The sequence below is a fragment of the Shinella oryzae genome, from assembly GCF_023038235.1.
Taxonomy (GTDB): Bacteria; Pseudomonadota; Alphaproteobacteria; order Rhizobiales; family Rhizobiaceae; genus Shinella; species Shinella sumterensis.
The window spans coordinates 3,018,143-3,043,802 of sequence record NZ_CP081987.1 but is presented as its reverse complement, the minus strand read 5'-3'; the positions used below and the strand labels follow the sequence as shown (position 1 = coordinate 3,043,802).

At 64.1% G+C, this 25,660-nt stretch carries 23 protein-coding genes; 11 read left to right on the top strand and 12 right to left on the bottom strand.

Features of this window, described 5'->3' with window-relative positions; genetic code table 11:
- Window positions 1–103: 103 nt before the first annotated feature.
- From htpX to purH, 4 genes are all read left to right on the top strand, one after another.
- Window positions 104–1,069, top strand: a complete 966-nt coding sequence (htpX, locus tag K6301_RS14825; protein WP_247217995.1) for a zinc metalloprotease HtpX — start codon at window positions 104–106, stop codon at window positions 1,067–1,069.
- Complete coding sequence (locus K6301_RS14820) at window positions 1,060–2,472, top strand: RsmB/NOP family class I SAM-dependent RNA methyltransferase (protein WP_425475404.1); 1,413 nt, start codon at window positions 1,060–1,062, stop codon at window positions 2,470–2,472. Before htpX ends, K6301_RS14820 begins: the two co-directional genes overlap by 10 nt.
- 102 nt (window positions 2,473–2,574) lie before the next feature.
- On the top strand, window positions 2,575–4,257 hold the full coding sequence (locus K6301_RS14815) for a heparinase II/III family protein (RefSeq protein WP_247217993.1): 1,683 nt from the start codon (window positions 2,575–2,577) through the stop codon (window positions 4,255–4,257).
- 98 nt (window positions 4,258–4,355) lie between these two features.
- Window positions 4,356–5,966, top strand: a complete 1,611-nt coding sequence (gene purH, locus K6301_RS14810; RefSeq protein ID WP_247217991.1) for a bifunctional phosphoribosylaminoimidazolecarboxamide formyltransferase/IMP cyclohydrolase — start codon at window positions 4,356–4,358, stop codon at window positions 5,964–5,966.
- Window positions 5,967–6,023: 57 nt separating this feature from the next.
- On the opposite strand, the gene K6301_RS14805 is transcribed toward purH, so the two are convergent.
- Together K6301_RS14805 and K6301_RS14800 are read right to left on the bottom strand one after the other, a co-directional pair.
- Window positions 6,024–7,403: an MFS transporter gene (locus tag K6301_RS14805; protein WP_425475350.1), complete on the bottom strand. Its 1,380-nt coding sequence runs from the start codon at window positions 7,401–7,403 to the stop codon at window positions 6,024–6,026.
- Window positions 7,404–7,492: 89 nt separating this feature from the next.
- Complete coding sequence (locus tag K6301_RS14800) at window positions 7,493–12,262, bottom strand: NAD-glutamate dehydrogenase (RefSeq protein ID WP_247217987.1); 4,770 nt, start codon at window positions 12,260–12,262, stop codon at window positions 7,493–7,495.
- 287 nt (window positions 12,263–12,549) lie between these two features.
- Between K6301_RS14800 and pdxY the strand changes: the two genes are divergently transcribed.
- Window positions 12,550–13,425 carry a pyridoxal kinase PdxY gene (gene pdxY, locus K6301_RS14795; RefSeq protein WP_247217985.1) on the top strand — a complete coding sequence of 292 codons (876 nt, stop codon included), beginning with the start codon at window positions 12,550–12,552 and terminating at the stop codon, window positions 13,423–13,425.
- A 92-nt stretch (window positions 13,426–13,517) separates the two neighbouring features.
- Entirely contained in the window at window positions 13,518–14,159 is a 642-nt protein-coding gene (locus K6301_RS14790; RefSeq protein ID WP_241600875.1) for a carbonic anhydrase, read from the top strand.
- An 88-nt stretch (window positions 14,160–14,247) separates the two neighbouring features.
- Here K6301_RS14790 and K6301_RS14785 read toward each other — a convergent pair whose 3' ends face one another.
- The 3 genes from K6301_RS14785 to K6301_RS14775 all read right to left on the bottom strand — a co-directional run bounded on the left by K6301_RS14785 (window position 14,248) and on the right by K6301_RS14775 (window position 16,618).
- Window positions 14,248–15,069, bottom strand: coding sequence for a lytic murein transglycosylase (locus K6301_RS14785; RefSeq protein ID WP_247217984.1), 822 nt, complete (start codon window positions 15,067–15,069; stop codon window positions 14,248–14,250).
- A gap of 207 nt (window positions 15,070–15,276) precedes the next feature.
- Entirely contained in the window at window positions 15,277–16,311 is a 1,035-nt protein-coding gene (locus K6301_RS14780; RefSeq protein WP_134648479.1) for an aspartate-semialdehyde dehydrogenase, read from the bottom strand.
- Between the two features lie 112 nt (window positions 16,312–16,423).
- On the bottom strand, window positions 16,424–16,618 hold the full coding sequence (locus tag K6301_RS14775; RefSeq protein WP_246665680.1) for a hypothetical protein: 195 nt from the start codon (window positions 16,616–16,618) through the stop codon (window positions 16,424–16,426).
- A 183-nt stretch (window positions 16,619–16,801) separates the two neighbouring features.
- Here K6301_RS14775 and K6301_RS14770 point away from each other — a divergent pair, with 183 nt between their 5' ends.
- A complete protein-coding gene (locus K6301_RS14770) occupies window positions 16,802–18,691 on the top strand; it encodes an MFS transporter (RefSeq protein ID WP_247217982.1) in 1,890 nt (629 codons plus the stop codon).
- Window positions 18,692–18,750: 59 nt separating this feature from the next.
- Here the strand turns inward: K6301_RS14770 and K6301_RS14765 are convergent, their stop codons facing one another.
- The 5 genes from K6301_RS14765 to K6301_RS14745 form a co-directional block, all read right to left on the bottom strand.
- The gene (locus K6301_RS14765; protein ID WP_247217980.1) at window positions 18,751–19,446 is read right to left on the bottom strand and encodes a phosphatase PAP2 family protein; all 696 of its coding nucleotides are present in this window, start codon (window positions 19,444–19,446) and stop codon (window positions 18,751–18,753) included.
- Between the two features lie 135 nt (window positions 19,447–19,581).
- On the bottom strand, window positions 19,582–20,691 hold the full coding sequence (gene leuB / locus K6301_RS14760; RefSeq protein ID WP_247217979.1) for a 3-isopropylmalate dehydrogenase: 1,110 nt from the start codon (window positions 20,689–20,691) through the stop codon (window positions 19,582–19,584).
- Window positions 20,692–20,799: 108 nt separating this feature from the next.
- Window positions 20,800–21,180: a RidA family protein gene (locus tag K6301_RS14755; RefSeq protein WP_247217978.1), complete on the bottom strand. Its 381-nt coding sequence runs from the start codon at window positions 21,178–21,180 to the stop codon at window positions 20,800–20,802.
- 4 nt (window positions 21,181–21,184) lie between these two features.
- Complete coding sequence (gene leuD, locus K6301_RS14750; RefSeq protein ID WP_247217977.1) at window positions 21,185–21,790, bottom strand: 3-isopropylmalate dehydratase small subunit; 606 nt, start codon at window positions 21,788–21,790, stop codon at window positions 21,185–21,187.
- A gap of 150 nt (window positions 21,791–21,940) precedes the next feature.
- Window positions 21,941–22,195: a hypothetical protein gene (locus K6301_RS14745; protein WP_425475349.1), complete on the bottom strand. Its 255-nt coding sequence runs from the start codon at window positions 22,193–22,195 to the stop codon at window positions 21,941–21,943.
- 109 nt (window positions 22,196–22,304) lie between these two features.
- Between K6301_RS14745 and K6301_RS14740 the strand changes: the two genes are divergently transcribed.
- Both K6301_RS14740 and K6301_RS14735 read left to right on the top strand, forming a co-directional pair.
- On the top strand, window positions 22,305–23,213 hold the full coding sequence (locus K6301_RS14740) for an HpcH/HpaI aldolase/citrate lyase family protein (RefSeq protein WP_247217976.1): 909 nt from the start codon (window positions 22,305–22,307) through the stop codon (window positions 23,211–23,213).
- Window positions 23,210–23,416 (top strand): DUF1737 domain-containing protein, encoded by a 207-nt coding sequence (locus K6301_RS14735; protein WP_134648463.1) that lies wholly within the window; start codon window positions 23,210–23,212, stop codon window positions 23,414–23,416. Before K6301_RS14740 ends, K6301_RS14735 begins: the two co-directional genes overlap by 4 nt.
- 85 nt (window positions 23,417–23,501) lie before the next feature.
- Here the strand turns inward: K6301_RS14735 and K6301_RS14730 are convergent, their stop codons facing one another.
- Window positions 23,502–23,945, bottom strand: coding sequence for a metallopeptidase family protein (locus K6301_RS14730; RefSeq protein ID WP_134648461.1), 444 nt, complete (start codon window positions 23,943–23,945; stop codon window positions 23,502–23,504).
- 366 nt (window positions 23,946–24,311) lie between these two features.
- On the opposite strand from K6301_RS14730, the gene K6301_RS14725 reads away from it, so the two are divergent.
- Entirely contained in the window at window positions 24,312–24,623 is a 312-nt protein-coding gene (locus K6301_RS14725) for a (2Fe-2S)-binding protein (RefSeq protein ID WP_134648636.1), read from the top strand.
- On the top strand, window positions 24,589–25,074 hold the full coding sequence (bfr, locus tag K6301_RS14720) for a bacterioferritin (RefSeq protein ID WP_134648459.1): 486 nt from the start codon (window positions 24,589–24,591) through the stop codon (window positions 25,072–25,074). The genes K6301_RS14725 and bfr overlap by 35 nt, the downstream gene beginning before the upstream one ends.
- A 56-nt stretch (window positions 25,075–25,130) precedes the next feature.
- Here bfr and K6301_RS14715 read toward each other — a convergent pair whose 3' ends face one another.
- Complete coding sequence (locus K6301_RS14715; RefSeq protein WP_160871725.1) at window positions 25,131–25,658, bottom strand: RNA pyrophosphohydrolase; 528 nt, start codon at window positions 25,656–25,658, stop codon at window positions 25,131–25,133.
- Between the last annotated feature and the right edge of the window lie 2 nt (window positions 25,659–25,660).

The window sequence follows — 25,660 nt, the reverse complement described above, 5'->3', positions numbered from 1 at the left end:
AGGAGCGTGAGCGCGCTGTGGAAAGCGCTGATTCACGTGAAACATTCCCTTGACACGGGGAATTGTCAGGCAAGCACACGATTTTTACGGGAGCCGGAAACGCATGAACATCCTTCGCACAGCCATGCTTCTCGCCTTCATGACGGCGCTTTTCATGGGCGTGGGTCTGCTCATCGGCGGCAAGGGCGGCATGATGATCGCGCTCCTCGTCGCGATCGCCATGAACTTCTTCTCCTACTGGAATTCCGACAAGATGGTGCTGTCCATGTATGGCGCCAAGGAGGTGGATGAACGCTCGGCGCCGGAATATTACGGCATTGTGCGCGATCTCGCCAAGCGGGCCGGCCTGCCCATGCCGCGCGTCTTCGTCATCAACAGCGAGCAGCCGAACGCCTTTGCGACCGGCCGCAACCCGCAGAATGCCGCCGTCGCCGCCTCCACCGGCCTTCTCCAGGCGCTGAGCTATGAAGAGGTCGCCGGCGTGATGGCGCATGAACTGGCGCATATCCAGAACCGCGACACGCTCACCATGACGCTGACGGCGACGATCGCCGGTGCGATCTCCATGCTCGCGAACTTTGCGATGTTCTTCGGCGGCAGCGGCAACCGCGAGAACAACAATCCGCTCGGCTTCATCGGTATTCTCATCGCCATGATCGTCGCACCCTTCGCCGCGATGCTGGTGCAGATGGCGATCAGCCGCACGCGCGAATACTCCGCCGACAAGCGCGGCGCGGAAATCTGCGGCAATCCTCTCTGGCTCGCCTCGGCCCTGAAGAAGATCGCGGTCGCCGCCGGCCGCATTCCCAATGATGCCGCCGAGCATAACCCGGCGACGGCGCATATGTTCATCATCAATCCGCTGTCGGGCGAGCGCATGGACAACCTGTTTTCGACGCATCCGAACACGGAAAACCGCATCGCCGCGCTGCAGGAAATGGCCCGCGGCATGCAGGCCCGCTCGACGGAACCGGTCCGGACTGATAATGCCTCGCGCAAATCGCGTTCCGTCCCGACCACCGGCTGGGGACGCGGTGGTTCCGAACCACCCAAGGGTCCCTGGTCTTGAACGACGAAAATCGCAGAAGCAAACCGCATCCCAACCGGCATCGTGGCACACGGGGCCCGAAACCCGCGCCGGCCGCGGATCACGTCGAAAAACCGGGCCTGCGTGCCCGGCAGGCGGCAGCCAAGATCCTTGCGGCGGTGGTCGACCGCAGGACGCCGCTCGACGGGATGCTGGATACCGAAAACGGCAATCCGGCCTATCGGCAGCTGAACGACGCCGACCGCGCGCTGGTTCGCGCTATCATCAACACGGCGCTGCGCCATCTGCCGCGCATCGAGGCGATCCTGGATACGCTTGTCGGCACGCCGCTGCCGGACGGCGCCCGCGCGCTGCATCATGTGCTGGCGGTGGCCGCTGCGCAGATCCTCTATCTCGATGTGCCCGATCATTCCGCCGTCGACCTCGCGGTGGAGCAGGCGCAGCTCGATCCGCGCAACCGCCGTTTCGCCAGTCTCACCAATGCCGTGCTGCGCCGCCTGTCGCGCGAGAAGGCCACGCATCTTGCGGCCACGCAGGCGCTGCCGGTCATTCCGGCCTGGTTCTATGAGCGGCTGATATCGGTCTACGGCGAGGCGCATGCCGCCAGCATCGCGGATGCCGTGCTGGAACCGTCGGCCATCGACCTCACCGTCAAATCGGACCCGAAGGGCTGGGCCGACAAGCTGGGCGGGCTCGTCCTGCCGACCGGCTCCGTTCGCCTGCCTGCCGCCTCCGGCGCCATTCCGGCGCTCGAGGGTTTCGAGGCGGGTGAATGGTGGGTGCAGGACGCCGCTGCGAGCCTGCCGGCCAGGCTTTTCGGTGACCTCGCGGGCAAGCATGTCGCGGATCTGTGCGCCGCACCGGGCGGCAAGACCGCGCAGCTTGTGCTGGCCGGTGGCGCGGTGACGGCGCTCGACCAATCGGGCAACCGGCTTCGGCGGCTGGAAAGCAATCTGGCGCGGCTTGGCCTTTCCGCGACCACGCTCGAGGCCAATATGGCGGATTTCCGCCCCGAGACGCTGTTCGATGCCGTCCTGCTCGATGCGCCCTGCTCCTCGACGGGCACGATCCGCAAGCATCCCGACGTGCTCTGGACCAAGGGGCCGGAGGATATCGAAAAGCTGGCACGCCTGCAGGAACGCCTGCTGCGCCACGCCTTGACGCTGGTGAAGCCGGGCGGCGATCTCGTCTTCTCCAACTGCTCGCTCGATCCCGCCGAGGGCGAGGACATGATCGACCGGGTGCTGGCGGACAATCCGGACTGGCGGCTCATTCCCGTCGACGCGGCGGACTGGCCGGGCCTGGAGGAGGCGATTTCGCCGCGCGGCGAATTCCGCACCACGCCCGCCATGCTGCCTGCGACCGCCAGTCACGCCGGCGGCGTCGACGGCTTCTATGCGGTGCGGCTGCGCAGAAAGGGCTGATCCCGCCTGCATATTGCCGTCATCAACAGTCCATCAGCAGGCGATGAATTGACGCCGCTCCTCTCCTCGGCCTACCTATAGGCTTGGAGGCATTTGTTAACCATGCAGCTTTCCGACCGCCAACGGCTACTCTATCTGTATCTGCGTGAGGGTTGGCGCCGCTTCTCGCGAAGGCTTGCCCTGGGCAAGATCAGCGCCGTTCGCTTTTCCGGCAGCGCGCCGGACCGTCTCATCGTCGCGCCGACGGACCTGCATCCTGCCGATTCCTTCGCCGGCGAAGAGATTACCGCCGGTCGTTTCCCGCTTGCCGGTCGCGTATTGGACTGCGAGGGCGAATCACCCTTCGCGCTGGAGCTTCCGTCCGAAGAATTCGCCGTCCGCCTGCATTCCTTTGGCTGGTTGCGCCATCTGCGGCTCGTCGATCCCGACAAGGCGGCGCATACGGCCCGCTTCATCGTCGACGACTGGCTGCAAAGCCATGGCCGTGTCATCGGCGGGCTTGCCTGGCGCCCGGATGTCGCCGCGCAACGCATCATCGCCTGGCTGTCCCATTCGCCCGTCGTGCTCAAGGATGCGGATTATCCGTTCTACCGCCGCTTCCTCAAGAGCCTTGCCTTCCAGGTGCGTTATCTGCGCCATGTCGCCGATACGACGCGCGACGGCGAGCCGCGGCTTCGTGTGCGCATCGCGCTGGCCATGGCCTCGATCGCCATGCCCGCGACTGCGTCCAAGATGCGCAGCGCCGCCCGCAATCTCGATGCGGAGCTGGATCGGCAGATCCTGCCCGATGGCGGCCATTGCTCGCGCAATCCGCGGGCGGCACTCGACCTGCTGCTCGACCTGCTGCCACTGCGCCAGACCTATGTGAATCTCGGCCACGACATGCCCTTGCAGCTCATACCGAGCATCGACCGCATCTTTCCGGCCCTGCGCTTCTTCCGCCACCAGGGCGGTGAACTCGCGTTGTTCAACGGCGCGACCTATACGCTCGCCAACGAACTGATGTCTGTGCTGCGCTACGACGAGACCGGCGGCGCCCCCTTCAAGGCCCTGCCTTCGATCAATTACGACCGGCTTGCCGTGAAGGAGACGGTGGTGCTGATGGATACCGGCATGCCGAAATCCATCGATCTCTCCACGACGCATTCCGCCGGCACGCTGTCCATCGAGATGTCGTCGGGCAAGAACCGCTTCATCGTGAATTCCGGCCGGCCGCGCTTTGCCGGCGATGCGATGCGCCAGATGGCACGCATGACGGCGGCGCATTCGGTCGCCACCCTCAACGACACCTCCTCGTCGCGCATCTCCACTTCCCGCTTCCTCGGGCCGATCATCATCGGCGGCGTCAGCAAGGTGAATGTCGCCCGCGCAGAGCGCGATTCCGGCGCCGACGGCATCACGGCGAGCCATGACGGCTATCTCCAGCGCTTCGGCCTGATCTACGAGCGGGATATCTTCGTTTCCGCCTCGGGCACGGAAATTCGCGGCAGGGAGCGCTTCTTCAAGCCGGGCGCGCCCGGTGCCGCAATCGACAAGGGCACGGCCGTCGTGCGCTTCCACGTCCATCCGAACATCCAGCTCTATCCGGCTTCCGACAATGAAGTGCGGCTGGTCGCGCCCGATGGCGAGGCCTGGGCGCTGACCTGCCTCGATATCGGCATCGAGGAGGAGGAGGATGTGTTCTTCGCCGATCCCTCGGGCGTGCGCGCGTCGCGCCAGCTGACATTGACCATGCCGCTTGCGGAGACGCCGGAAGTCCAGTGGTCGCTGGCGCGTCGGCGCTGAGCTTTTCTCATTCGAGGTTTTCTCCGGGCGGCGCCTGTGTTAACGGGGCGCATGACCATCCGGCCCCCTCCTCCCGGGCCGTCAGAACGGAGCGCCCAATGGCCGTTGTTTCCAAGAAGATCCCCGCCCCCGATCGTGTTGCCGTGCGCACCGCGCTGCTCTCCGTCTCCGACAAGACCGGGGTCGTCGCGCTCGCCAGGGCGCTCGCCGACAAGGGCGTTCGTCTGCTCTCGACGGGCGGCACGCACAAGGCGCTCAGCGATGCTGGGCTTGCCGTCACCGACGTGTCGGAGGTTACGGGCTTTCCGGAAATCATGGACGGTCGCGTGAAGACGCTGCATCCTTCCGTTCATGGCGGCCTGCTGGCGATCCGTGACGATGCCGAGCATGTCGAAGCGATGAAGGCGCACGGCATCGGCGCTATCGACCTTGCCATCATCAACCTCTATCCGTTCGAAGATGTCCGCGCCAAGGGCGGCGACTATCCGACGACCGTCGAGAACATCGATATCGGCGGCCCGGCCATGATCCGCGCTTCGGCCAAGAACCACGCCTATGTCACCATCGTCACCGATCCCGCCGATTACGAGGCGCTGATCGCGGAACTGGCCGACGGCACGACTTCCTATGCCTTCCGCCAGCGCATGGCGGCGAAGGCCTATGCGCGCACCGCCGCCTATGACGCCGCGATCTCCAACTGGTTCGCCGAAGCGCTCGACATCGCCATGCCGCGCCATCGCGTCATCGGCGGCGTGCTGAAGGAAGAGATGCGCTACGGCGAGAACCCGCACCAGAAGGCGGGCTTCTACGTGACCGGCGAAAACCGTCCCGGCGTCGCCACCGCGACGCTCCTGCAGGGCAAGCAGCTTTCCTACAACAACATCAACGATACGGATGCCGCCTTCGAGCTGGTCGCCGAGTTCCTGCCGGAAAACGGCCCGGCCTGCGCGATCATCAAGCATGCAAACCCCTGCGGCGTCGCCACCGGCAAGACGCTGAAGGATGCCTATGCGCGGGCGCTGGCCTGCGACCCGGTCTCCGCCTTCGGCGGTATCATCGCGCTCAATTCGACGCTGGACGGCGAGACGGCGGAAGAGATCGTCAAGCTGTTCACCGAGGTCATCATCGCCCCGGATGCGGATGAAAAGGCCCGCGCGGTGATTGCCGGCAAGCCCAATCTGCGCCTTCTCGTGACGGGCGGCCTGCCCGATCCGCGCGCGCCCGGCCTGTCTGCCAAGACCGTTTCGGGTGGTCTCCTGGTGCAGAGCCGTGACAATGGCGTGGTCGAGGACCTGGAGCTGAAGGTCGTCACCAAGCGCGCGCCGACCGAGCAGGAACTGATCGACATGAAGTTCGCCTTCAAGGTCGCCAAGCACGTGAAGTCGAACGCCGTTGTCTATGCCAAGGACGGCCAGACGGCCGGCATCGGCGCCGGCCAGATGAGCCGCGTCGATTCGGCCCGCATCGCCGGCTTGAAGGCCGAGGAAGCCGCCAAGGCCATGGGGCTTTCCGAGCCGCTGACGCGCGGCTCGGCGGTGGCGTCGGAAGCGTTCCTGCCCTTTGCCGACGGCCTGCTCTCCGCCATTGCCGCCGGTGCCACGGCCGTCATCCAGCCCGGCGGCTCGATGCGCGATGCCGAAGTCATCGCCGCGGCCGACGAGGCGGGCGTTGCCATGGTGTTCACCGGCATGCGCCACTTCCGCCATTGATCCTTAGCCGGATTCTTGCCTAGACGGAGACGCCCCGCTTGCGGGGCGTTTTGCGTTTCAGAGGGAGACTTTGGCGGCGGGATAAGGCGTGCGCAGCAGGAGCAGGAAACCGGCCACGAGGAAGACGATCAGCGCCATCATGCCCAGGCGCGCCGAACCCGTCGCCGTGGTGACGAGGGCGACGGAAAGCGGCGCCAGGAAGGATGTCGCGCGGCCCGAAAGCGCATAGAGCCCGAAATAGCGGCCCGCCTCGTCCGGGTGGATGCTCTGGGCGAGATAGGAGCGCGCAGACGCCTGGACAGGGCCGAATGCGAGCCCGACCAGCAGGCCGTAGAGGATGTAGGCCTTTTCCGCGGCCGTGCCGAACAGCCCGCCCGTACTCTCGATGGGCAGCGGGACGAGGCCGAAGAGCGTGAAACCCGGTCCCGTCGAGACGATGCCGATCGTCGCGATCGTCAGGCAGACGAGACTTCCGACGACCACGGCCTTCGAGCCGAGGCGCTTGTCCAGCCGGCTGGCATAGAGGCAGCCGCCGATAGCAACGACATTGAGGATGATGCCGTAGATGCCGAGCTCGAAGGTCTGCCACGCGAACATGCCGGCGGCGAAGGTGCCGCCGAGCGCGATGAGGCCGTTGACGCCGTCCTGGTAGACCATGCGTGCGATGAGAAAGCGCAGGATGCCCGGCCTGCTGCGAAGATCGCGCAAGGCTGCGGTGAGGTCCGCAAAGCCTGCGCGAACGGCGTGTGCGATCGGCAGGCCCCTGCTCTGGTCCGGCGTGAAGAAAAACATCGGCAGGATGAAGACGAGATACCAGATCGCCGAGATCGGTCCGGTGATGCGGGCATCCTCGCCGGTCGCGGGATCGAGCCCGAATATCGGCCTGATGCCGAGGACAGTCTCGCCCGTTACGGGATTGGCGGCGATCAGCGCGATGACGACGATCAGCACGATCATGCCGCCGAGATAGCCGAGGCCCCAGGCAATGTTGGAGATGCGGCCGGTATCGGCCGGGCTTACCAGCCGCGGCATCATGGAATCGTTGAAGACGATCGAAAATTCCGCCGCGACGGTGGCGAGCACGATCATCGCCATGGCGAAGACGAGGCTGCTGCCCGGCGTGGCATACCAAAGCCCCATGAGCGACAGGATCTTCACCACGGCGAAGGCGGCGATCCAGGGTTTTCGGGCGCCCGAGGCGTCAGCGATCGAGCCCATGACGGGCGCCAGCAAGGCAATCACGATACCGGCGATCGTCAGCGTGTAGCTCCAGGCCGCCTGTCCCGCGACCGGATCGTCCGTCAGGCGCGCGACGAGATAGGGACCGAAGATGAAGGTGGTGATAACGGTGAAAAAAGGCTGCGCCGCCCAGTCGAACAGCATCCAGCCGGCAATGCCGAGACGGCTTGTGCGCGGCGCGGCGGTTTTCGTGTCCATGTTCATCGCCCCTCCTTTGCCGGGGCGATGATGCGCCCGTCCTCAAGCCGGCTAACGGAGCGTCGTCCGCCAGCCGGCAGGGGACTGTGTCATTTCACCCTTTCCTGCGCAAGGTCGCTCAGGATGCCGGCGGCGACGCTGACCTTGGCGAGGGTCGCCTCGCCGGTCTCGGTCAGCGCGGAAAGGTTGGCCGTCACACGGGCCAGCCGCTCCTTCTCGCTCTGCTGCCAGGCGGCAAGCGGCGCCTTGTCGCCCTTGTGGCGGGTCAGCACGGCGGTGGTGAGATCGCGGCGGGCATTGGCGATGTCGGTGAGGCTGCGCTGCAGGGCCAGCGCCTCGTAGAGATCGCCGGTCGGAATGCGGGCGGCGGCGGCCAGCAGGCGGCCGATGTTCAAGCTGCCGCTGATGCCCGCGAAGGCCTGCGCGGTCTTGCTCAGCGTATCGCCGGTCGCCGTCGCGATCAGCATCACCTCGGGAACGAAGATCAGCATGGAAAGCGTCGTGATCTCGGCGGCCAGTTCCGCCGGCACGCCTTCGTCCTCATAGGCATGGGCCCTGCGGCGGGCTTCGTCGCCGGCGGCCTCCGACACGAGCGTCGAAAGATGCGGGCGAAGCTGCTTCAGCGCCTGCTTGAGCTTGTGGATCGCCTGGTCGAGCGGGCCGGACACCGCGCCCGTGGTCAGGAGCAGGCTGGTGACCGTCGCATAGATGCGGCCGATCTCCTCGTAGAGCTCGTTCTGGACGTCTCCGGAAACCTGGTTGTCCAGCGCATCGACGCCGGCATAGAGCGCCGGCAGGCCGTAGCCGTCCCGTGCGATGACGGCAGCCTTGACCGCGTCGGCCGGGCCGAAGCCGGTGCCGTCGGTGAGGCCGTTGATGAAGGCCGGACCGCCGCGGTTGATCACCTCGTTGACGAGGATGGTCGCGATGATCTCGCGGCGCAGCCGATGCGAACGGATGTCGTCGGCATAGGCCTTCTGCATCTTGGCGGGGAAGTAGCCCGCCAGCGTCGGCTCGAAATAGGGATCGTCAGGCAGGCTGGTGTGAATGAGTTCGTCGAACAGCACTAGCTTGGCATAGGAGAGCAGCACGCCGATCTCCGGGCGCGTCAGCGACTTGCCGGCCTGGTAGCGTTCGGCGAGCGTGCGGTCATCAGGCAGGGTCTCGACCTTGCGGTTGAGATGGCCGGAGCCCTCCAGACGGTCCATCAGGCGGGTCAGGGATGCGCGGTTGCCCGTGCCCTGCCGTTCCGTGAGCGAAATCGCCAGCGATTGCAGGTAGTTGTTGCGCAGGACGAGTTCGGCGACCTCGTCGGTCATGGAGGCGAGCAGCACGTTGCGCTTGGCGCGCGTGAGCCGCTCGTCGCGCATGGCCGAGGCGAGCGCGATCTTGATGTTGACCTCGACGTCGGAGGAATTGACGCCCGCCGAGTTGTCGATGGCGTCGGAATTGCTGCGTCCGCCTTTCAGGCCGAAGGCGATGCGGCCGCGCTGGGTGACGCCGAGATTGGCGCCCTCGCCGATCACCTTGGCGCGCACGTCCTCGCCGACGATGCGGATGGCGTCGTTGGCGCGGTCGCCGACCTCGGCATCCGTCTCGTTCTGGCCGCGGATATAGGTGCCGATGCCGCCGAACCACAGCAGGTCGACGGGGGCTTTCAGGATCGCCGTCATGATCTCGAACGGCGTCGCCTTGGCCTTGTCAATGCCGATGACCGCCATGGCCTCCGGCGTCAGCGTCACGGATTTTTCCGTACGCGGAATGATCATCGCACCCTTTGAAAGTACCGAGCGGTCGTAATCCTGCCAGCTGGAGCGCGGCAGGTTAAACATGCGGCGCCGCTCGGCAAAGGACGTGTCGGTATCCGGGTTCGGATCGATGAAGATGTCGCGATGGTCGAAGGCCGCGACGAGGCGGATCTTGCGTGACAGCAGCATGCCGTTGCCGAAGACGTCGCCCGACATGTCGCCGACGCCGGCCACCGTGAAAGGCGTCTTCTGGATGTCGATGTTCATTTCGCGGAAGTGGCGTTTGACGGTTTCCCAGGCGCCGCGCGCGGTGATGCCCATCTTCTTGTGGTCGTAGCCGGCCGAGCCGCCGGAGGCGAAGGCGTCGTCGAGCCAGAAGCCGGCTTCCTGGGCAAGGCCGTTGGCCGTGTCGGAGAAGGTGGCCGTGCCCTTGTCGGCCGCGACGACGAAATAAGGATCGTCACCGTCGAGACGGACGGTATCGGCCGGCGGCACGACGTCCTGCCCGACAATGTTGTCGGTGACGGAGAGCAGCGTGCGGATATAGGTCTTGTAGGCCTCGGTGCCGGCCTTGAAGATGGCGTCGCGGCTGCCGCCGGCGGGAAGCTGCTTGGGGTAGAAGCCGCCCTTGGCGCCGACAGGCACGATGACGGCGTTCTTCACCTGCTGCGCCTTCACGAGGCCGAGCACTTCGGTGCGGTAATCCTGCGCCCGGTCGGACCAGCGCAGGCCGCCGCGGGCGACTTTGCCGAAGCGCAGATGCACGCCCTCCACCTCGGCGCCATAGACGAAGATCTCGCGGAACGGCCGCGGTTCCGGCAGACCGTCGAGCGCCTTCGGGTCGAGCTTGATCGCCAGCGTCTTGCGCGGTTTGCCGTCGGCGTCATGCTGGAAGTAGTTGGTGCGCAGCGTCGCCTGCAGCGCATTGACGTAGCGGCGCAGGATCCGGTCCTCGTCGAGGCTCGGCACGTCGGCCAGCGCATCCTCGATGGCCGTTGCGGCTTCCGTGGATTTCTTGTCGCGCTGTCGTTCGGACAGTTTCGGGTCGAGGCGCGAATCAAACAGGCGGAACAGGCTTGCGGCAATGGCCGGGTATTTGTTCAGCGTATCGGCGATATAGCCTTGGGAATAGGCGATGCCGGTCTGGCGCAGGTAGCGCGAATAGGTCCTGAGCGCCATGACCTCGCGGGCGGAAAGCCCGGCGGTGATGATGAGCCGGTTCAACGCGTCGTCGTCCACCTCGCCGTGCCAGGCGGCGAGGAAAGCCTCCTCCAGCATCGGGCGCAGCTTGGCGAGATTGATCTCGATACCGTCGCGGTGCTTCAGCTCCATGTCATGCAGCAGCACGCGGCGCTGCTCGCCATCGAGACCGACGACGGTGAGGTCGTGCGTCTGCTCGCTGATGACGTTGAAACCGAGATTCTCGAGCAGTGGCACGCGGCGCGACAGCGAGACCGGCTCGTTGGCGTGGAAGATCTTCAGCTCCACGGAGCTGAGATCGGTGTTCCAGGCCTTGCGGTAGAAGGCGATGCTGATCGGGTTGTCGGCGGTCGCGGTGGTGATGAGCGCGAGGTCCGCATGGGCTTCCGCGGGGGTGAAGTCCTCCTGATAGCCGCGATCGGCGATGAGCCTGAGGCCATCCCTGTTGGACAGCGCCTCGAAGCGGTCCGTCCAGCGCGTCGCGATCTCGCGCACGGCCTGTTCGAGCTTGTTCTGCGCGATGCGCGGCGTCTTGCCGCCTGAGCGGCCGATGATGAAATGCACGCGCGCGAGGCCCCCTTCCGGGAAGGCCGGATAATAGGCGGAGACGCGGCCGTCGTAGGCCGACTTCAGGTAATTGCCGATCTTCTCGCGCACATCCGAATCATATTGCTCGCGCGGCACATAGACGATGACGGAGACGAAGCGGTCGAAGCGGTCGATGCGCGGCAGGACGCGGATGCGCGGCCGGTCGGACAGTTCGTTGATCTGTTCGCAGAAGGTGGCGAGCAGGCCGGTGTCGATCTGGAAGAGATCGTCGCGCGGATAGGATTCCAGCGTGTTCATCAGCATCTTGCCGGAATGGCTCTTCGGGTCGTAGCCGAAATGCTCGACGACATGCTCCACCTTGGAGCGCAGCAGCGGGATCTGGCTGGCTGCGTGGGTATAGGCGGTGGAGGTGAACAGGCCGACGATACGCAATTCGCCGATGACCTTGCCCTTCTCATCGAAGCGCTTGAGGCCGATATAGTCCATATAGGCGCGCCGGTGCACGACGGACTTGGCATTGGCCTTGGTGACGATGAGGAAATCCGGCCCCTCGAGGAATTCCAGGATTTCCGGTGTTGTCGTCACGGCATCCTTGCCGAGGCGCAGCACGCGGACGTCGGGATCGGAGAGAATGCCGAGGCCCTCGCCGCCACGCTCCACCGTCGCATTCGCGCCCTTGCCGGAATAGCTGTATTCCCGCATGCCGAGGAAGGTGAAGTTGTTGCCGCGCAGCCAGTCGAGGAAGGCGAGCGCTTCGCTCTTGCCGGCTTTCTCCTTGGCGAAGCGCTCCAGGTCGCCCCGCGCGCCATCGAGCTTTTCCAGCATGGCGGGCCAGTCGTCCACCGCGAGATGGACCTGATTGAGGACGTTTCTCACGCGCTCTGTGAGGGCCGCGGCTTCCGCTGCCGACATCTCGGGCAGGTGGATCTCGATATGGCTGACCCGTTGGCCGGGTTCGCTTGGCTCGTCCGGCGAAAACAGCTTCGGCGCGGCACCGGGCGCGACAACGAGAATGGGGTGGATCGCGAGAAGGATATCGCGGTAGCTGCTGGTCACCTCGCCCATCACCGAATCATAAAGGAACGGCTGGTTGCGGTCGGTGACGGCGAGGACGGAGACCGGCTGGCCCTGCGGTTTCACGTCCGGCAGGGTGGTGACCGTCACGCGCGGGGCGGTGCCGTCCCAGGCTTCCAGCTCGCCCATGGCATGGGCGGAAGCAACCGCCAGCATCGCGCCGGTATAGTGGTCGAGGTCGTCCTTGCTGGCACGTCCGAAGAGGATGTCCGGGTTCAGTGTTTTCGCGCCGAGGGCTGCGGCGGCCGCCTTGGCGGCCTCGATATGCTTTTCTCTTTTCATGCTCATCCTGGAACCCCTGGAAATTCCTTCGAATCCGATGCCGGGACGTTAGCAGAAGAAAAAAACGGCGCGATGAAATTTGTGTTTTCCTGAGAAAATTCAATCGATTTTGTCTGGAATAGGTCAGTTATACTGTCGTTTCGACGGGAAATTCATGGATTTTCGCCGGAATGCCGTTTGAAGCGGCTCTGGACTGTATCGGACGTCGGTCTGCATGATGCCTTCTGTAGGTGCCGACGTTGACAGGGCGTGGTGCGGTTTGCCATCACTTTTGCGCAGAAGGGGAGCAGGCCATGGGTGAGAGCGACAAGGGCGCGGTCATCGTCATTTCGAGCCATGTGGTGCGTGGCACGGTGGGCAATCGCGCGGCCGTCTTCGCGCTGGAGACGCTCGGCCATCCCGTCTGGGCGCTGCCGACGGTCATCCTGCCGTGGCACCCGGGCCATGGGAAATCCACGCGCGTCGTGCTGTCGCCGGAAGAGTTCGATGCGATGATCTCCGACCTGATCCAGGCGCCCTGGCGCGGCGAGGTCAAGGCCGTCCTGACCGGCTATCTCGGCAGTGCCGCGCAGGTGCGCTCCGTCGCGCGGCTGGTCGAGAGCCTCAGGGCCGACAATCCCGATCTTCTCTATATGTGCGATCCGGTCTGCGGCGACGAGAAGGGCCTCTACATCGCGGAGGAGACGGCGGTCGCCATTCGCGACGACCTTATTCCACTCGCATCGATCGCAACGCCCAACCGGTTCGAACTCGCCTGGCTTGCCGGCGCGCCCTTGGAGACGAACGGGCAGATCATGGAGGCGGCGCTGGCGCTCGGTCCCTCACGCATGCTGGTCACCTCGGCGCTGCCGCTGATGGCGGGCAGTACGGGCAATCTCTACCTGTCCGGCCGCAACGCGCTCTTGGCCGAGCACCGGCTCGTGCCCGACCCGCCGAACGGCACCGGCGACCTGCTGGCCGCCATTTTCCTGTCGCGCCTGATGGAGGATCTGACGGAGGAGCGGCGCCTGATGACGGCGACGGCCAGCGTCTTCGAGATCGTTGCGCGCACGGCCAAGCGCGGTGCCGACGAGCTCACGCTGGAACAGGACGCATCCAGCATCTCCACGCCGATGGCCATGGTGCACATGCGCCGGCTGATGCATCCGGCGCAGACGCGCAAGACCTGATGCGATCCGGCCTTGCGCGGTGGCCTTCGGGATGGTTTATGCAGAACCGGATGAGGCCATCCGCCAGATCGCACACGGGGTATTCCGACACCATGAACCGCTTTCCCGATCGCCTCCTGAACGGCTACCGCAATTTCATGTCCGGGCGTTATGCCGAGCAGTCGGCGCGTTACCGCGCGCTGGCCGAGACCGGCCAGAAACCCAAGACGCTCGTGGTCGCCTGTTGCGACTCCCGCGCCGCACCGGAGACGATCTTCGACAGCGGCCCGGGTGAACTCTTCGTCGTCCGCAACGTGGCCAACCTCGTGCCGCCCTATGAGCCGGACGGGCAGTTCCACGCCACGTCGGCCGCGCTCGAATTCGCGGTGCAGTCGTTGAAGGTCACGGACATCCTCGTCATGGGCCATGGCCGCTGCGGCGGTATCTCGGCCGCGCTCGATCCGGAAGCCGAACCGCTTTCGCCGGGCGATTTCATCGGCAAGTGGATGGGCATGCTCAAGCCCGTCGCCGAGCAGATCCAGGGTGCGGAAATGCTCACGCAGGGCGAGCGCCAGCGTGCGCTGGAGCGCGTTTCCATCCGCAATTCCATCGCCAATCTCAGGACCTTCCCCTGCGTGCGCATCCTGGAGGAAAAGGGTCGCCTCCAGCTGCATGGCGCCTGGTTCGATATCTCGACGGGCGAACTGTGGATCATGGATGCCGCCACCGGCGATTTCCGGCGCCCGAGCGCATGAAAAAACCGGCGTGGTTGCCCGCGCCGGTTTCATGTCCATGAGTTGGTAGCCTTGCCGCGGCGCGATGCGCCGCGCAGCAAGACGTTCCTCAGTTGCCGTCGATTTCAGCGCCGATGATGGCAATCGCGCGCTGGTAGACGCTTGCGGCGTTCCAGCCCTGAAGCGCGCCGAAGTTCGGCTGGCCGGGCTGGTAGCCCGCGCCCGCGCTCCAGCCATGGCCGCGCAGGAAGTTGGCCGTGGAGGCCAGCGCGTCGGCCTTGGAGCCGACGAGATCGATGCGGCCGTTGCCGTCGCCGTCGACGCCGTATTTCAGGACGTTTGCCGGCAGGAACTGCGTCTGGCCGATCTCGCCATGCGCCGCGCCGCGGGCCGTGGTCGAAAGCGTGCCGTTCTGCACGAGCTGCAGCGTCGCGTAGAGCTGGTTGGTGAAGTATTCCGAGCGGCGGCAGTCATAGGCGAGCGTCGCGACGGCGGAGATGGTGTGCTCCTTGCCGAGGAAGCTGCCGAAGCCGGTTTCCATGCCCCAGATCGCCAGAAGCGGGCCGGCGGGAACGCCGTAGCGGGCTTCGATGCGGTTGAAGAGGGCCGCGTTCTGCTGCTTCAGGCTCTTGCCGCGGCGAATGATCGCCTGGCCGCCGCGCTTCTGCATGAACTGGTCGAGGGAAAGCTTGAAGCTTTTCTGCCCGCGGTCGGCGCGGATCGTCGCGCGGGCGTAGCTGACATTGGAAAAGGCCTTGTCCAGCGTCGAACGGCTGATGCCGCGGCTTGCCGCCTCGCCCTTGAAAGCGTCGATCCAGGCGGGGAACCCGCCCGCGTCGTTGCCACACTTGGCAGCGTGTGCCGCCGCCGGCATCGCCGCGATGGCGATCATTGCGGCCAGAACCTTGCCCGCGCTCTTTGTCATGCCCATCAAGAACCCCGTGATCTCGTCAATACCGCTGCGGGAACATGCCATGCTCCCCTGTTCCTGTCATCGCAACTCGGCGTGAACCGGCCGAGGCCTTCAAGACAAAGCCCCGACTGTTCTTTAACGGAACAACCGGGACTTTTATTGAAACATGATTAAGAGAACGTTGCCATTTCTTGAGAAAGCCGGCCGAACCGTTCCCTTATCCTATCAGGCCGCCTGCTTCTTCGCCTTGATCAGGCCGCGGGCCACGAGCAGCTCCGCGATCTGGATGGCGTTGAGGGCCGCGCCCTTGCGCAGGTTGTCGGAAACGACCCACATGTTCAGGCCGTTCTCGACGGTCGCGTCTTCGCGGATGCGCGAGATGTAGGTGGCGTCCTCACCAGCGGATTCGTAGGGCGTGATGTAGCCGCCGTTCTCGTGCTTGTCGATCACCTGGCAACCGGGCGCCTCGCGCAGGATCTCGCGCGCCTCGTCGGCGGTGATTTCCTTCTCGAACTCGATGTTGACCGATTCCGAATGGCCGATGAAGACGGGAACGCGCACGGCCGTGCAGGTGACCTTGATCTTCGGGTCGAGCATCTTCTTGGTTTCGGCGAGAACCTTCCACTCTTCCTTCGTGTAGCCGTCTTCCATGAAGTTATCGATGTGCGGAATGACGTTGAAGGCGATGCGCTTGGTGAACTTCTTCGATTCGACGGGATCGGCGACGAAGACGGCGCGGGTCTGCTGGAAGAGTTCGTCCATGCCTTCCTTGCCGGCGCCGGAGACGGACTGGTAGGTCGAGACGACGACGCGCTTGATGGTGGCGCGGTCGTGCAGCGGCTTCAGCGCCACGACGAGCTGGGCGGTCGAGCAATTCGGGTTGGCGATGATGTTCTTCTTGCTGAAGCCCGCAATCGCATCCGGGTTCACTTCGGGAACGATCAGCGGAACCTCGGCGTCGTAGCGCCAGGCCGACGAATTGTCGATGACGACGCAGCCCTGGGCGCCGATCTTCGGCGAATACTTCTGCGAAACGGTGCCGCCGGCCGACATCAGGCAGATGTCCGTATCGGAGAAATCGTAGTTCTCGAGGTTCTGCACCTTCAGCGTCTTGTCGCCGAAGGAGACCTCGGTGCCCTGCGAACGGGCGGAGGCGAGCGCCACGACCTCATCGGCGGGAAAACCGCGCTCGGAAAGGATGTTCAGCATTTCACGGCCGACATTGCCGGTCGCGCCGGCGACTGCGATCTTGAAACCCATGTCTAAAGCTCTCTTTCTCTGTCTCTCCGCTGGGTCAGGAGGGGAAACCCGTCGGCCATGACGCGGGTTTCGGTCCCCGGCCATACCGGGGAGAGAGCGGTGGCCAGAGACGTCAGACGGTTTTCGTCGTCGTTTTGGCCGTTGTTTTGGAAATCGATACGCAATGACGAACCCGTCCGGCGTTGAAGGCCGGAGCGATCATGCGGGCGATGGAATTTCCAAGGCGAAACATGGCGGTCCCTTTTGCGTGCGTGCTGAATACGCTCATCTGGTGAAGAGTCAAGTGTTCCTTGACGCTCGGCGGCATTCATCAGCCACCCCCGCCTTCCACTTAAGTCTTACGCCAAAAGTCATAAGCCGAAAGCAGCGGTGATGTCACAATCTGTTTTCTGTCATCCTTTCATCAGGCGCACCCTGCCCTGTGTTCTCGGGAGGAACACGGGGCGTTTCACGGGCTGCCCGACACGCCGTTTTTGTGGAGGACAATGAAATGGCAAATGTTTCGACCGTGGGCGACGCCAAGGCCGCGCCCATGACGGGCGAGCAGAAGAAGGTGATCTTCGCCTCTTCGCTCGGCACCGTCTTCGAGTGGTACGACTTCTATCTTTACGGTTCGCTGGCCATCTATATCGGCGCGACCTTCTTCAGCCAGTATCCGGAAACGACGCGCAACATCTTCGCGCTCCTGGCCTTTGCCGCCGGCTTCCTGGTGCGCCCCTTCGGCGCGCTGGTGTTCGGCCGCCTCGGCGATCTCGTCGGGCGCAAGTACACCTTCCTCGTCACCATCCTGATCATGGGCGTCTCGACCTTCGTGGTGGGCCTGCTGCCCGGCGCCGCCACCATCGGCATTGCGGCCCCGATCATCCTGATCATCCTGCGCATGCTGCAGGGCCTGGCGCTCGGCGGCGAATACGGCGGTGCTGCGACCTATGTCGCCGAGCACGCCCCGCAGGGCCGGCGCGGTTACTTCACCTCGTGGATCCAGACGACGGCGACGCTCGGCCTGTTCCTGTCGCTGGTGGTGATCCTCTCGGTTCAATTCATCGTCGGCAAGGAAGCCTTCGCCGAATGGGGCTGGCGCATTCCGTTCCTGCTGTCGGTCGTTCTGCTGGGCGTTTCCGTCTGGATTCGCCTGAAGATGAACGAATCGCCCGCCTTCAAGAAGATGAAGGAAGAGGGCAAGGGCTCCAAGGCACCGCTGACGGAAGCCTTCGGCCAGTGGCGCAACGCCAAGATCGCACTGCTCGCGCTGTTCGGTGCCGTCGTCGGCCAGGCCGTCGTCTGGTATTCCGGCCAGTTCTACGCGCTGTTCTTCCTGACGGGCGTGCTGAAGGTGGACGGCCAGGCGGCCAATATCATGGTCGCCTGTTCGCTTCTCATCGGCACGGGCTTCTTCGTCTTCTTCGGCTGGCTGTCGGACAAGATCGGCCGCAAGCCCATCATCATGGCCGGCCTGCTGCTGGCGATGCTGACCTACTTCCCGCTGTTCAAGGCACTGACCTGGGCCGGCAACCCGGCGCTCGCCGAGGCGCAGGCGACGATCCGCGCGACCGTCACCGCCGCGCCCGGCGACTGCAAGTTCCAGTTCAACCCGACGGGCACGGCGAAGTTCACGACATCGTGCGATATCGCCACCTCGTTCCTCACCCGCAACTCGGTGCCCTATGACGTCGTCACGACGGCGCCGGCCGGCACGCCGGCCACGGTGAAGATCGGCGAACAGACGATCACGAGCTATGACGCGATCGCTGCCGGCGACCAGGCCAAGGCCCTCGACGGCGCCTTCCAGAAGCAGACCAACATCGCGCTCCACGACGCCGGCTATCCGCTGGTGCGCGGCGCGGCCAAGGTCCCGGACTCCAAGCTCGACGCCTTCGTCGCGGCCAATCCGGAACTTGCGCTCGATGCGACGGCGATCCGTGCCGGCGAGAAGGCAACCACGCCGGTCGCCGATCTGGTCACGGCCAAGCTCTTGACGGCCGAAGAGGCTGCCGGCGCCACCGAGATGGATGTCTACACGATTGCCAATGGCGGCGCCTTCACCATGGTCGCCGACCCCGCAAACGTGAACTGGATCGGCACCATCGCGGTCCTGACCGTCCTCGTGATCTATGTCACGATGGTCTATGGCCCGATCGCCGCGCTGCTGGTCGAACTGTTCCCGACCCGCATCCGCTACACCGGCATGTCGCTGCCCTACCATATCGGTAACGGCTGGTTCGGCGGCCTGCTGCCGGCAACCGCCTTCGCGATGAGCGCGGCCCAGGGCGATATCTATTACGGTCTCTGGTATCCGATCGTCTTCGCAGGCATCACGCTGGTCATCGGCCTTCTGTTCCTGCCGGAAACGAAGGACCGCGACATCCACGCCATGGATTGATCACCCCCTTCCGATCCGCCCATGGTGACCCGGCTCGTGGCAACACGGGCCGGGTTCTTTCATTTCGGGGGTGGAAGAAGCGTGGTCAGCCGCGGCCAGCCGCTTTCGCCGAACCGGAAGAGCCATTGTCGGCTGGCGAAGAAAAAGGCGGTTGCCACGGCCGTCCAGAGGCCGAGCAGGAGGCCTGCGGCCACGTCGCTCGGATAATGCGCGCCGACGATGACGCGCGAGACGCCGATCGTAAGAGCGCCCAGCAGGAAAAGCGGCCGCAGCCGCGGCGCGAGCATGGAGAAGGCGCCGAAAAAGGCCCCGACGGCCGCCGAATGGCCGGACGGGAAGCTGGAATAGAGATCGTCATAGGCGAACGGCGTCAGGCTGTAGGCGCCGTGGTCGGCAAAGAGTTCCGGCCGTGCCCGGCCCACGATCAGCTTGAAAAGGTGCACCAGCGCGCTCGTCGCGCCGATGGTCACGAAGAAATAGAGCGCGAGCCATCCCGCCGCCGTCGCCCGCTCTCCCAGCGCATGGTTCCAGCTCACGCGCCCGAGGATGTAGGCGAGGATCACGACCAGCCCGGAGCCGTAGATCATCCAGCGGAAGGTACCGAAATCCGTGATGTGCCGGTTGAAGGTGACGATGGCGTCCGGAAGCCCCTGCGCGTGTTGTGAAATCAACGGATCGAGGGGAAGCAGGGCCACGACGAGCACGGCCGTGGCGGCGAAAATCCAGAGCGAGGAGGTCGCAAGCGATCGGTTCATGGTGGTCCTTTGCAACAGGCGTCGTCTGCATGTGTTCGCCGGTTGTGACTTTTCAAGGGATGCAAACGAAAAAGCTCCCGGCGCGCTGGCGACGGGAGCCTTTTTGGACCACGCCGGCGGTGCCGGCGTGTGTTGTCAGGCAGAGAGTTTCTTGAAGGCGGCGAGGATGGCGTCGCCCATTTCGACCGTGCCGACCTGGCGGCAGCCTTCGGCCATGATGTCGCCGGTGCGCACGCCGCTGTCCAGGACCTCGGCGATGGCCTTTTCCAGGTTGTCGGCCTCGGCGATCATGTTGAAGGAGTAGCGCAGGCACATGGCGAACGATGCGATCATGGCGATCGGGTTGGCGATGCCCTTGCCGGCAATGTCGGGCGCCGAGCCGTGCACGGGCTCGTACAGCGCCTTGCGCCGACCCTTGACGTCGGGGGCACCGAGCGAGGCCGACGGCAGCATGCCGAGCGAGCCCGTCAGCATGGCGGCGACGTCGGAGAGCATGTCGCCGAACAGGTTGTCCGTTACGATGACGTCGAACTGTTTTGGCGCACGGACGAGCTGCATGCCGCCGGCGTCGGCGAGCATATGCTCCAGCTTAACGTCGGAATAGCTGCGCTTGTGCGTTTCCGTCACGACCTGGTTCCACAGGACGCCGGACTTCATGACATTGCGCTTTTCCATGGAGCAGACGCGGTTGTTGCGCGTGCGGGCCAGTTCGAAGGCAACGCCTGCGATGCGCTCGATCTCATAGGTGTCGTAGACCTGCGTGTCGATGCCGCGCTTCTGGCCGTTGCCGAGATCGATGATCTCCTTCGGCTCGCCGAAATAGACGCCGCCCGTCAATTCGCGCACGATGAGGATGTCGAGGCCTTCCACGAGCTCCGGCTTCAGCGAAGAGGCATTGGCAAGCGCCGGGTAGCAGATCGCCGGGCGCAGATTCGCGAAAAGCTGCAGGTCCTTGCGCAGGCGCAGCAGGCCGGCTTCCGGCCGCACTTCATAGGGCACGTCATCCCACTTCGGGCCACCCACGGCGCCGAACAGGACGGCGTCGGCCGCAAGCGCCTTCTCCATGTCGCTTTCCGAGATCGCCGCGCCATGGGCGTCGTAGGCGCTGCCGCCGACGAGGCCTTCGTCGGTGGTGAAGCCCGCGCCGAGTTCGGCGTTCATATAGGCGATGATCTTGCGGACTTCCGCCATGGCTTCCGGGCCAATGCCGTCGCCGGGCAGAAGGAGGAGGTTACGCGCTGTCATGGGATTGTCCTTGATGTCACGGAATGGTCGCGCGCTTCTTAGCGCAACTTCCGTTCAAGGAAAATCGCCGAAAAGAAAGAATTTTGCGCGATTGCCTCGGTCGTTCGGCTAGGTCCGGCGCAGGGCCGTCACTTCGATCTCGATCAGCATTTCAGGCCGGATGAGATCGCAGACGATCATGGTCGCAGCCGGCCGGACCGTGCCGAAGGTTTTGCCGAGAATGGGAAAGACGCGGTCCGCAAAGGCGGGGTCCGTGACGTAGTAATGGCAGCGCACGATGTCTTCGACGCCAAAGCCGGCCTCGGTCAGAACGTCGCTGATGGTGGCAAGGCAGTTGCGCGCCTGATCCTCGACGCTGTCGGGCATGGTCATGGTGGCATAGTCGTAGCCGGTCGTGCCGGAAACGAAGCACCAGTCGCCCTGCACGACGGCGCGCGAATAGCCCGCCGTCACTTCGAAGGGAGAGCCGGACGAGATCAGCCGGCGCATGGCATCAAGCCCAGGGGCGCGAGGATGCGGTCTGCTTCTCGAAACTGTCGATGGCGGTCGCCTTCTCCAGCGTCAGGCCGATGTCGTCGAGGCCGTTCAGCAGGCAGTGGCGGCGGAAGGCATCGATTTCGAAGCCGATGCGGCCACCGTCGGGACCGGTGATTTCCTGGGCTTCCAGGTCGACGGTCAGGATGGCGTTCGAACCGCGGCTGGCGTCGTCCATCAGCTTGTCCAGGTCTTCCTGGCTGACGACGATCGGCAGGATGCCGTTCTTGAAACAGTTGTTGTAGAAGATGTCGGCGAAGCTCGTGGAGATCACGCAGCGGATGCCGAAGTCGAGCAGGGCCCACGGCGCATGTTCGCGCGAGGAGCCGCAGCCGAAATTGTCGCCGGCAACGAGGATCGAGGCGTTCTGGTATGCCGGCTTGTTCAGCACGAAGGTGTCGTTGAGGCTGCCATCCTCATTGTAACGCGCTTCGGCGAAGAGACCCTTGCCGAGGCCCGTACGCTTGATGGTCTTGAGGTAGTCCTTCGGAATGATCATGTCCGTGTCGATATTGACGACGGGGAGCGGCGCGGCGACGCCGGTCAGCTTGACGAACTTGTCCATGCGGAAACCCTCGGAATATGGAAGTCGATTTCGCCAAGCGTTTAAATCAGTTTTCCCGGAATTTGAAGGAAAATCTTGATTAGGGCCGCAAGGGCGGCGCCGGGCGCGGAGGCAGGCGCCCGGATGTCCTCTTTCGGGAGGACGCCTCTGTCAGAGGTCGATGATCGTACCGCGGCCGTCGTTCCAGATCCGCGGCTCGCGCTGGCCGGCGGTCGCTCGGTCGTTGCGGGTGCGCGCCGTTGCGCGGACCGGGGTCGGCTGGAATTTCGCTGCAAGCAGGGAGCCGAGCATCAGGACGGCGGTGATGCCGACGATGGCGATGCCGACCGAGGCGGCGAACACGATGGTCACGCCGGCGACAAGCATGGCGAAGACGGTGAAGATGATGGAGCGAATGCGCTGCATTTTGATTTGCCCTTTTCTCTGACAAGCAATGTGGGGGGCGATTTTGTCCATTGCAAGGCTGAATCTCATCGTGCTTGCGGGTTGCGACAAAGCGCGTCACAAAGGCACGATGAACAGGACGCCCCATCACCATCCGCTTCACTTGCGCCGCTCGCTGTTGAGCGTTCCCGCGGTCAATGCGCGGGCGCTCGCGAAATCCGCGTCGCTCGATTGCGACGCGATCATCTATGATCTCGAGGATTCCGTCCTGCCGGAGAAGAAGGCCGAGGCGCGCGCCGCGCTGATTGCGCATTTCGCCGCGCTTGACCGTGGCGACGGGCGCGAGCACGTGATGCGGATCAACCCGCTCGACGGGCCGGACGGCCTGCGCGACCTCGAGGCCGCGCTCCAGTGCATGCCCGATGCCGTGCTTCTGCCAAAGGTGTCGGGGCCGCAGGACATCCTCGCGGCTGCCGACTGGTTTTCCGAAGCCGGTGCCGACGACGGGCCGCGCCTCTGGGCGATGATCGAGACGGCCGCCGCCCTTCTCAATCTCTCTTCCATCGCCGAGGCGGGTCGTACGCAGGGCGGACGCCTGGATTGCTTCATCGTCGGGCTGAACGACCTGCGCAAGGAAACCGGGATCGCCGATATTGCCGGCCGGCCCTTCCTCGTGCCTCTGTTGCTTCAGGTGGTCGTGGCCGCGCGCGCCTGCGGCCTCGATGTCGTCGACAGCGTCTTCAACGATTTCGCGGACAGCGACGGCCTGGCCGCCGAATGCCGGCAGGGCCGCCAGATGGGGTTCGACGGCAAGATGCTGATCCATCCCGCGCAGATAGCCGCCGCCAATGACGCCTTCGGCGTGACGGAAGCGGAAGCCGCCGAGGCGATCGCCGTCGTCGCTGCCTTTTCGGCGCCCGAAAATGTCGGCAAGGCCGTCGTGAATATCGCCGGCCGCATGGTGGAGAAGTTGCATGCCGAGCAGGCGGAGCGTCTGCTTAGCAAGGCCGACCTGATCAACGAGAGAAAGAAAGCATGAAAGTCTACCGATTCCTGACCGGCCCCGATGACGCATCCTTCTGCCACAAGGTTACGCTTGCGCTGAACAAGGGCTGGGAGCTGCACGGCTCGCCGACCTACGCCTACAATGCCGAGGCGAAGATCATGCAGTGCGGCCAGGCCGTGGTGAAGGATGTGCCCGGCAAGGACTACACGCCCGATATCAAGCTTTCGGAGCAATGAGCGCGATATAAAGCGGCTGCTACGTGCACCGCCGAAGCGCTTCAAGCCCGATTATTCCGGTATCATCGGTCGGGCTTGACCTGCCTCAGGAGGATTGCTCTGCCGCGATCTCCGCGCTCGCCTCGATGCGCTCCATGTCGTCATCCGACAGGCCGAAATGATGGCCGATCTCGTGGATGAGGACATGGGTGACGATGTCGCCGAGCGTTTCCTCGTTCTCCGCCCAGTAATCCAGGATCGGACGGCGATAGAGCGTGATGCGGTTCGGCATTTCGCCTGTCTCGACGGTGAAACGCTCGGTGATGCCGCGGCCCTCGAACAGGCCGAGCAGATCGAAGGGCGTTTCGAGCGCCATGTCCTCGAAAACATCGTCGCTGGGGAATTCGGAGATCTCGATGATCAGGTTGCCCGTCAGCGCGCGGAATTCCTCCGGCAGGTGGCCATAGGCCTCCAGCGCAAGGGATTCGAATGTGCTGATGGTCGGGGCGTGGCGGTTGCGCCAATCCTCGGTCTGGTCAATGCGGGCCATGAAGTCTCCTTTGACCGTCATATAGACGATTTCCAGCGTTTTTCGAGGGTTGAATTTGCACGCCGGGCATGCGCGCTGGGCGTCCCTCATGGCGAGGCGGGACGATTCGTGTCGCCAGAGGCAGGGCAAAGGCGTCAGACCGTCGGTTATGCAATAAAACGTGATCGGTCAGTTTGTCGCACGTTGTCGCGTTTTTTGCCCGCCGGCCCGAGCCGTAAGCGCATGAAAAGACGATATTTTTAATCAAGATTAGAACGACTCTAAGTTTGCGCGCGGCAGCAAGTGATGCGATCATTCTTGACAGTCAATGTCCTCTTTTGCTTAATCCCGGAAACTCAGTGCTTTGCGTATGATGGGCAAGTCGAAATGCTGGTTTGCAGCTGCAATTTCATCACCGAAAAGGACATCGTGGACGTGATCAACGGCCTCCTCGACGAGGACTGTTGGCAGCTCATCGTGCCTGCGAAAGTCTATCACGCGATGCAAAAGCGTGGCCGTTGCTGTGGCTGTTTTCCCAACGTCGTGGACATCATCATCCGCACGACGGAGCAATACCACGCCCGCGGCGACTCGACGGATGCCGAGATTTTTGATTTCATGACCCGCCTCAAACAATTCCATGAAGAAAACAGGAGAGCGGATCTTGAAAGGCGACACAAGGGTCATCGAGCAGCTTAACGAAGCGCTCTATCTCGAGCTGGGTGCTGTCAACCAGTACTGGCTTCACTACCGCCTTCTCGAGGACTGGGGTTACACGCTTCTCGCCAAGAAGGAACGTGCCGAGTCCATCGAAGAAATGCAGCACGCCGACAAGCTCGTCGCCCGCATCATCTTCCTTGAAGGCCACCCGAACCTGCAGACCGTCGCACCGCTGCGCATCGGCCAGAACGTCAAGGAAGTTCTGGAAGCCGACCTCGCCGGCGAATACGATGCCCGCACGGCCTACAAGAAGTCGCGTGACATCTGTCACGACGCCGGTGACTACGTCACCATGAAGCTGTTCGAAGAGCTGCTGATCGACGAGGAAGGCCATATCGACTTCCTCGAGACCCAGCTTGAGCTGCTCGGCAAGCTCGGCGAGGAAAAGTACGGCCAGCTCAACGCGGCGCCGGCGAACGAAGCCGAATAAGACCGGCCTTCATCGACAAATACGAAAATCCCCGGCTTGCCGGGGATTTTTGTTTGTCAGGGCGCGAGATAGGCGAAGGTCGCCACGACCTCCTCGTAGACCTTGCGCTTGAACGGAACGATGAGTTCGGGCAGGTCGCGCATGGGCTTCCAGGCCCATTCGTCGAACTCGGCCGTGTGCCCGCCCGGCGGCGGGTTGATGGCGATCTCGCTTTCATCGCCCTCGAAGCGGAAGGCGAACCAGCGCTGCGTCTGGCCGCGATATTTTCCCTTCAGGCCAATGCCGATCAGGTGTGCCGGCAGGTCGTAGTTGATCCAGCGGCCGGCATCGGCGATCAGCGAGACGCTCTTCATGCCGGTCTCTTCGTAGAGCTCGCGATACGCGGCCTCCAGCGGGTCCTCGCCCTCGTCGATGCCGCCCTGCGGCATCTGCCAGAGCTGCGGCGAGCCGTCATATTCGGAATTGCCGACCGCGAGCCGGTGCCCGGCCCAGACCTTGTTTTCGGCGTTCAGCACCATGATGCCCACACAGGGGCGGTAAGGCAGGTCCTCGGCCCTGACCACCTTGTCCTTTTCCTTGCCCATCG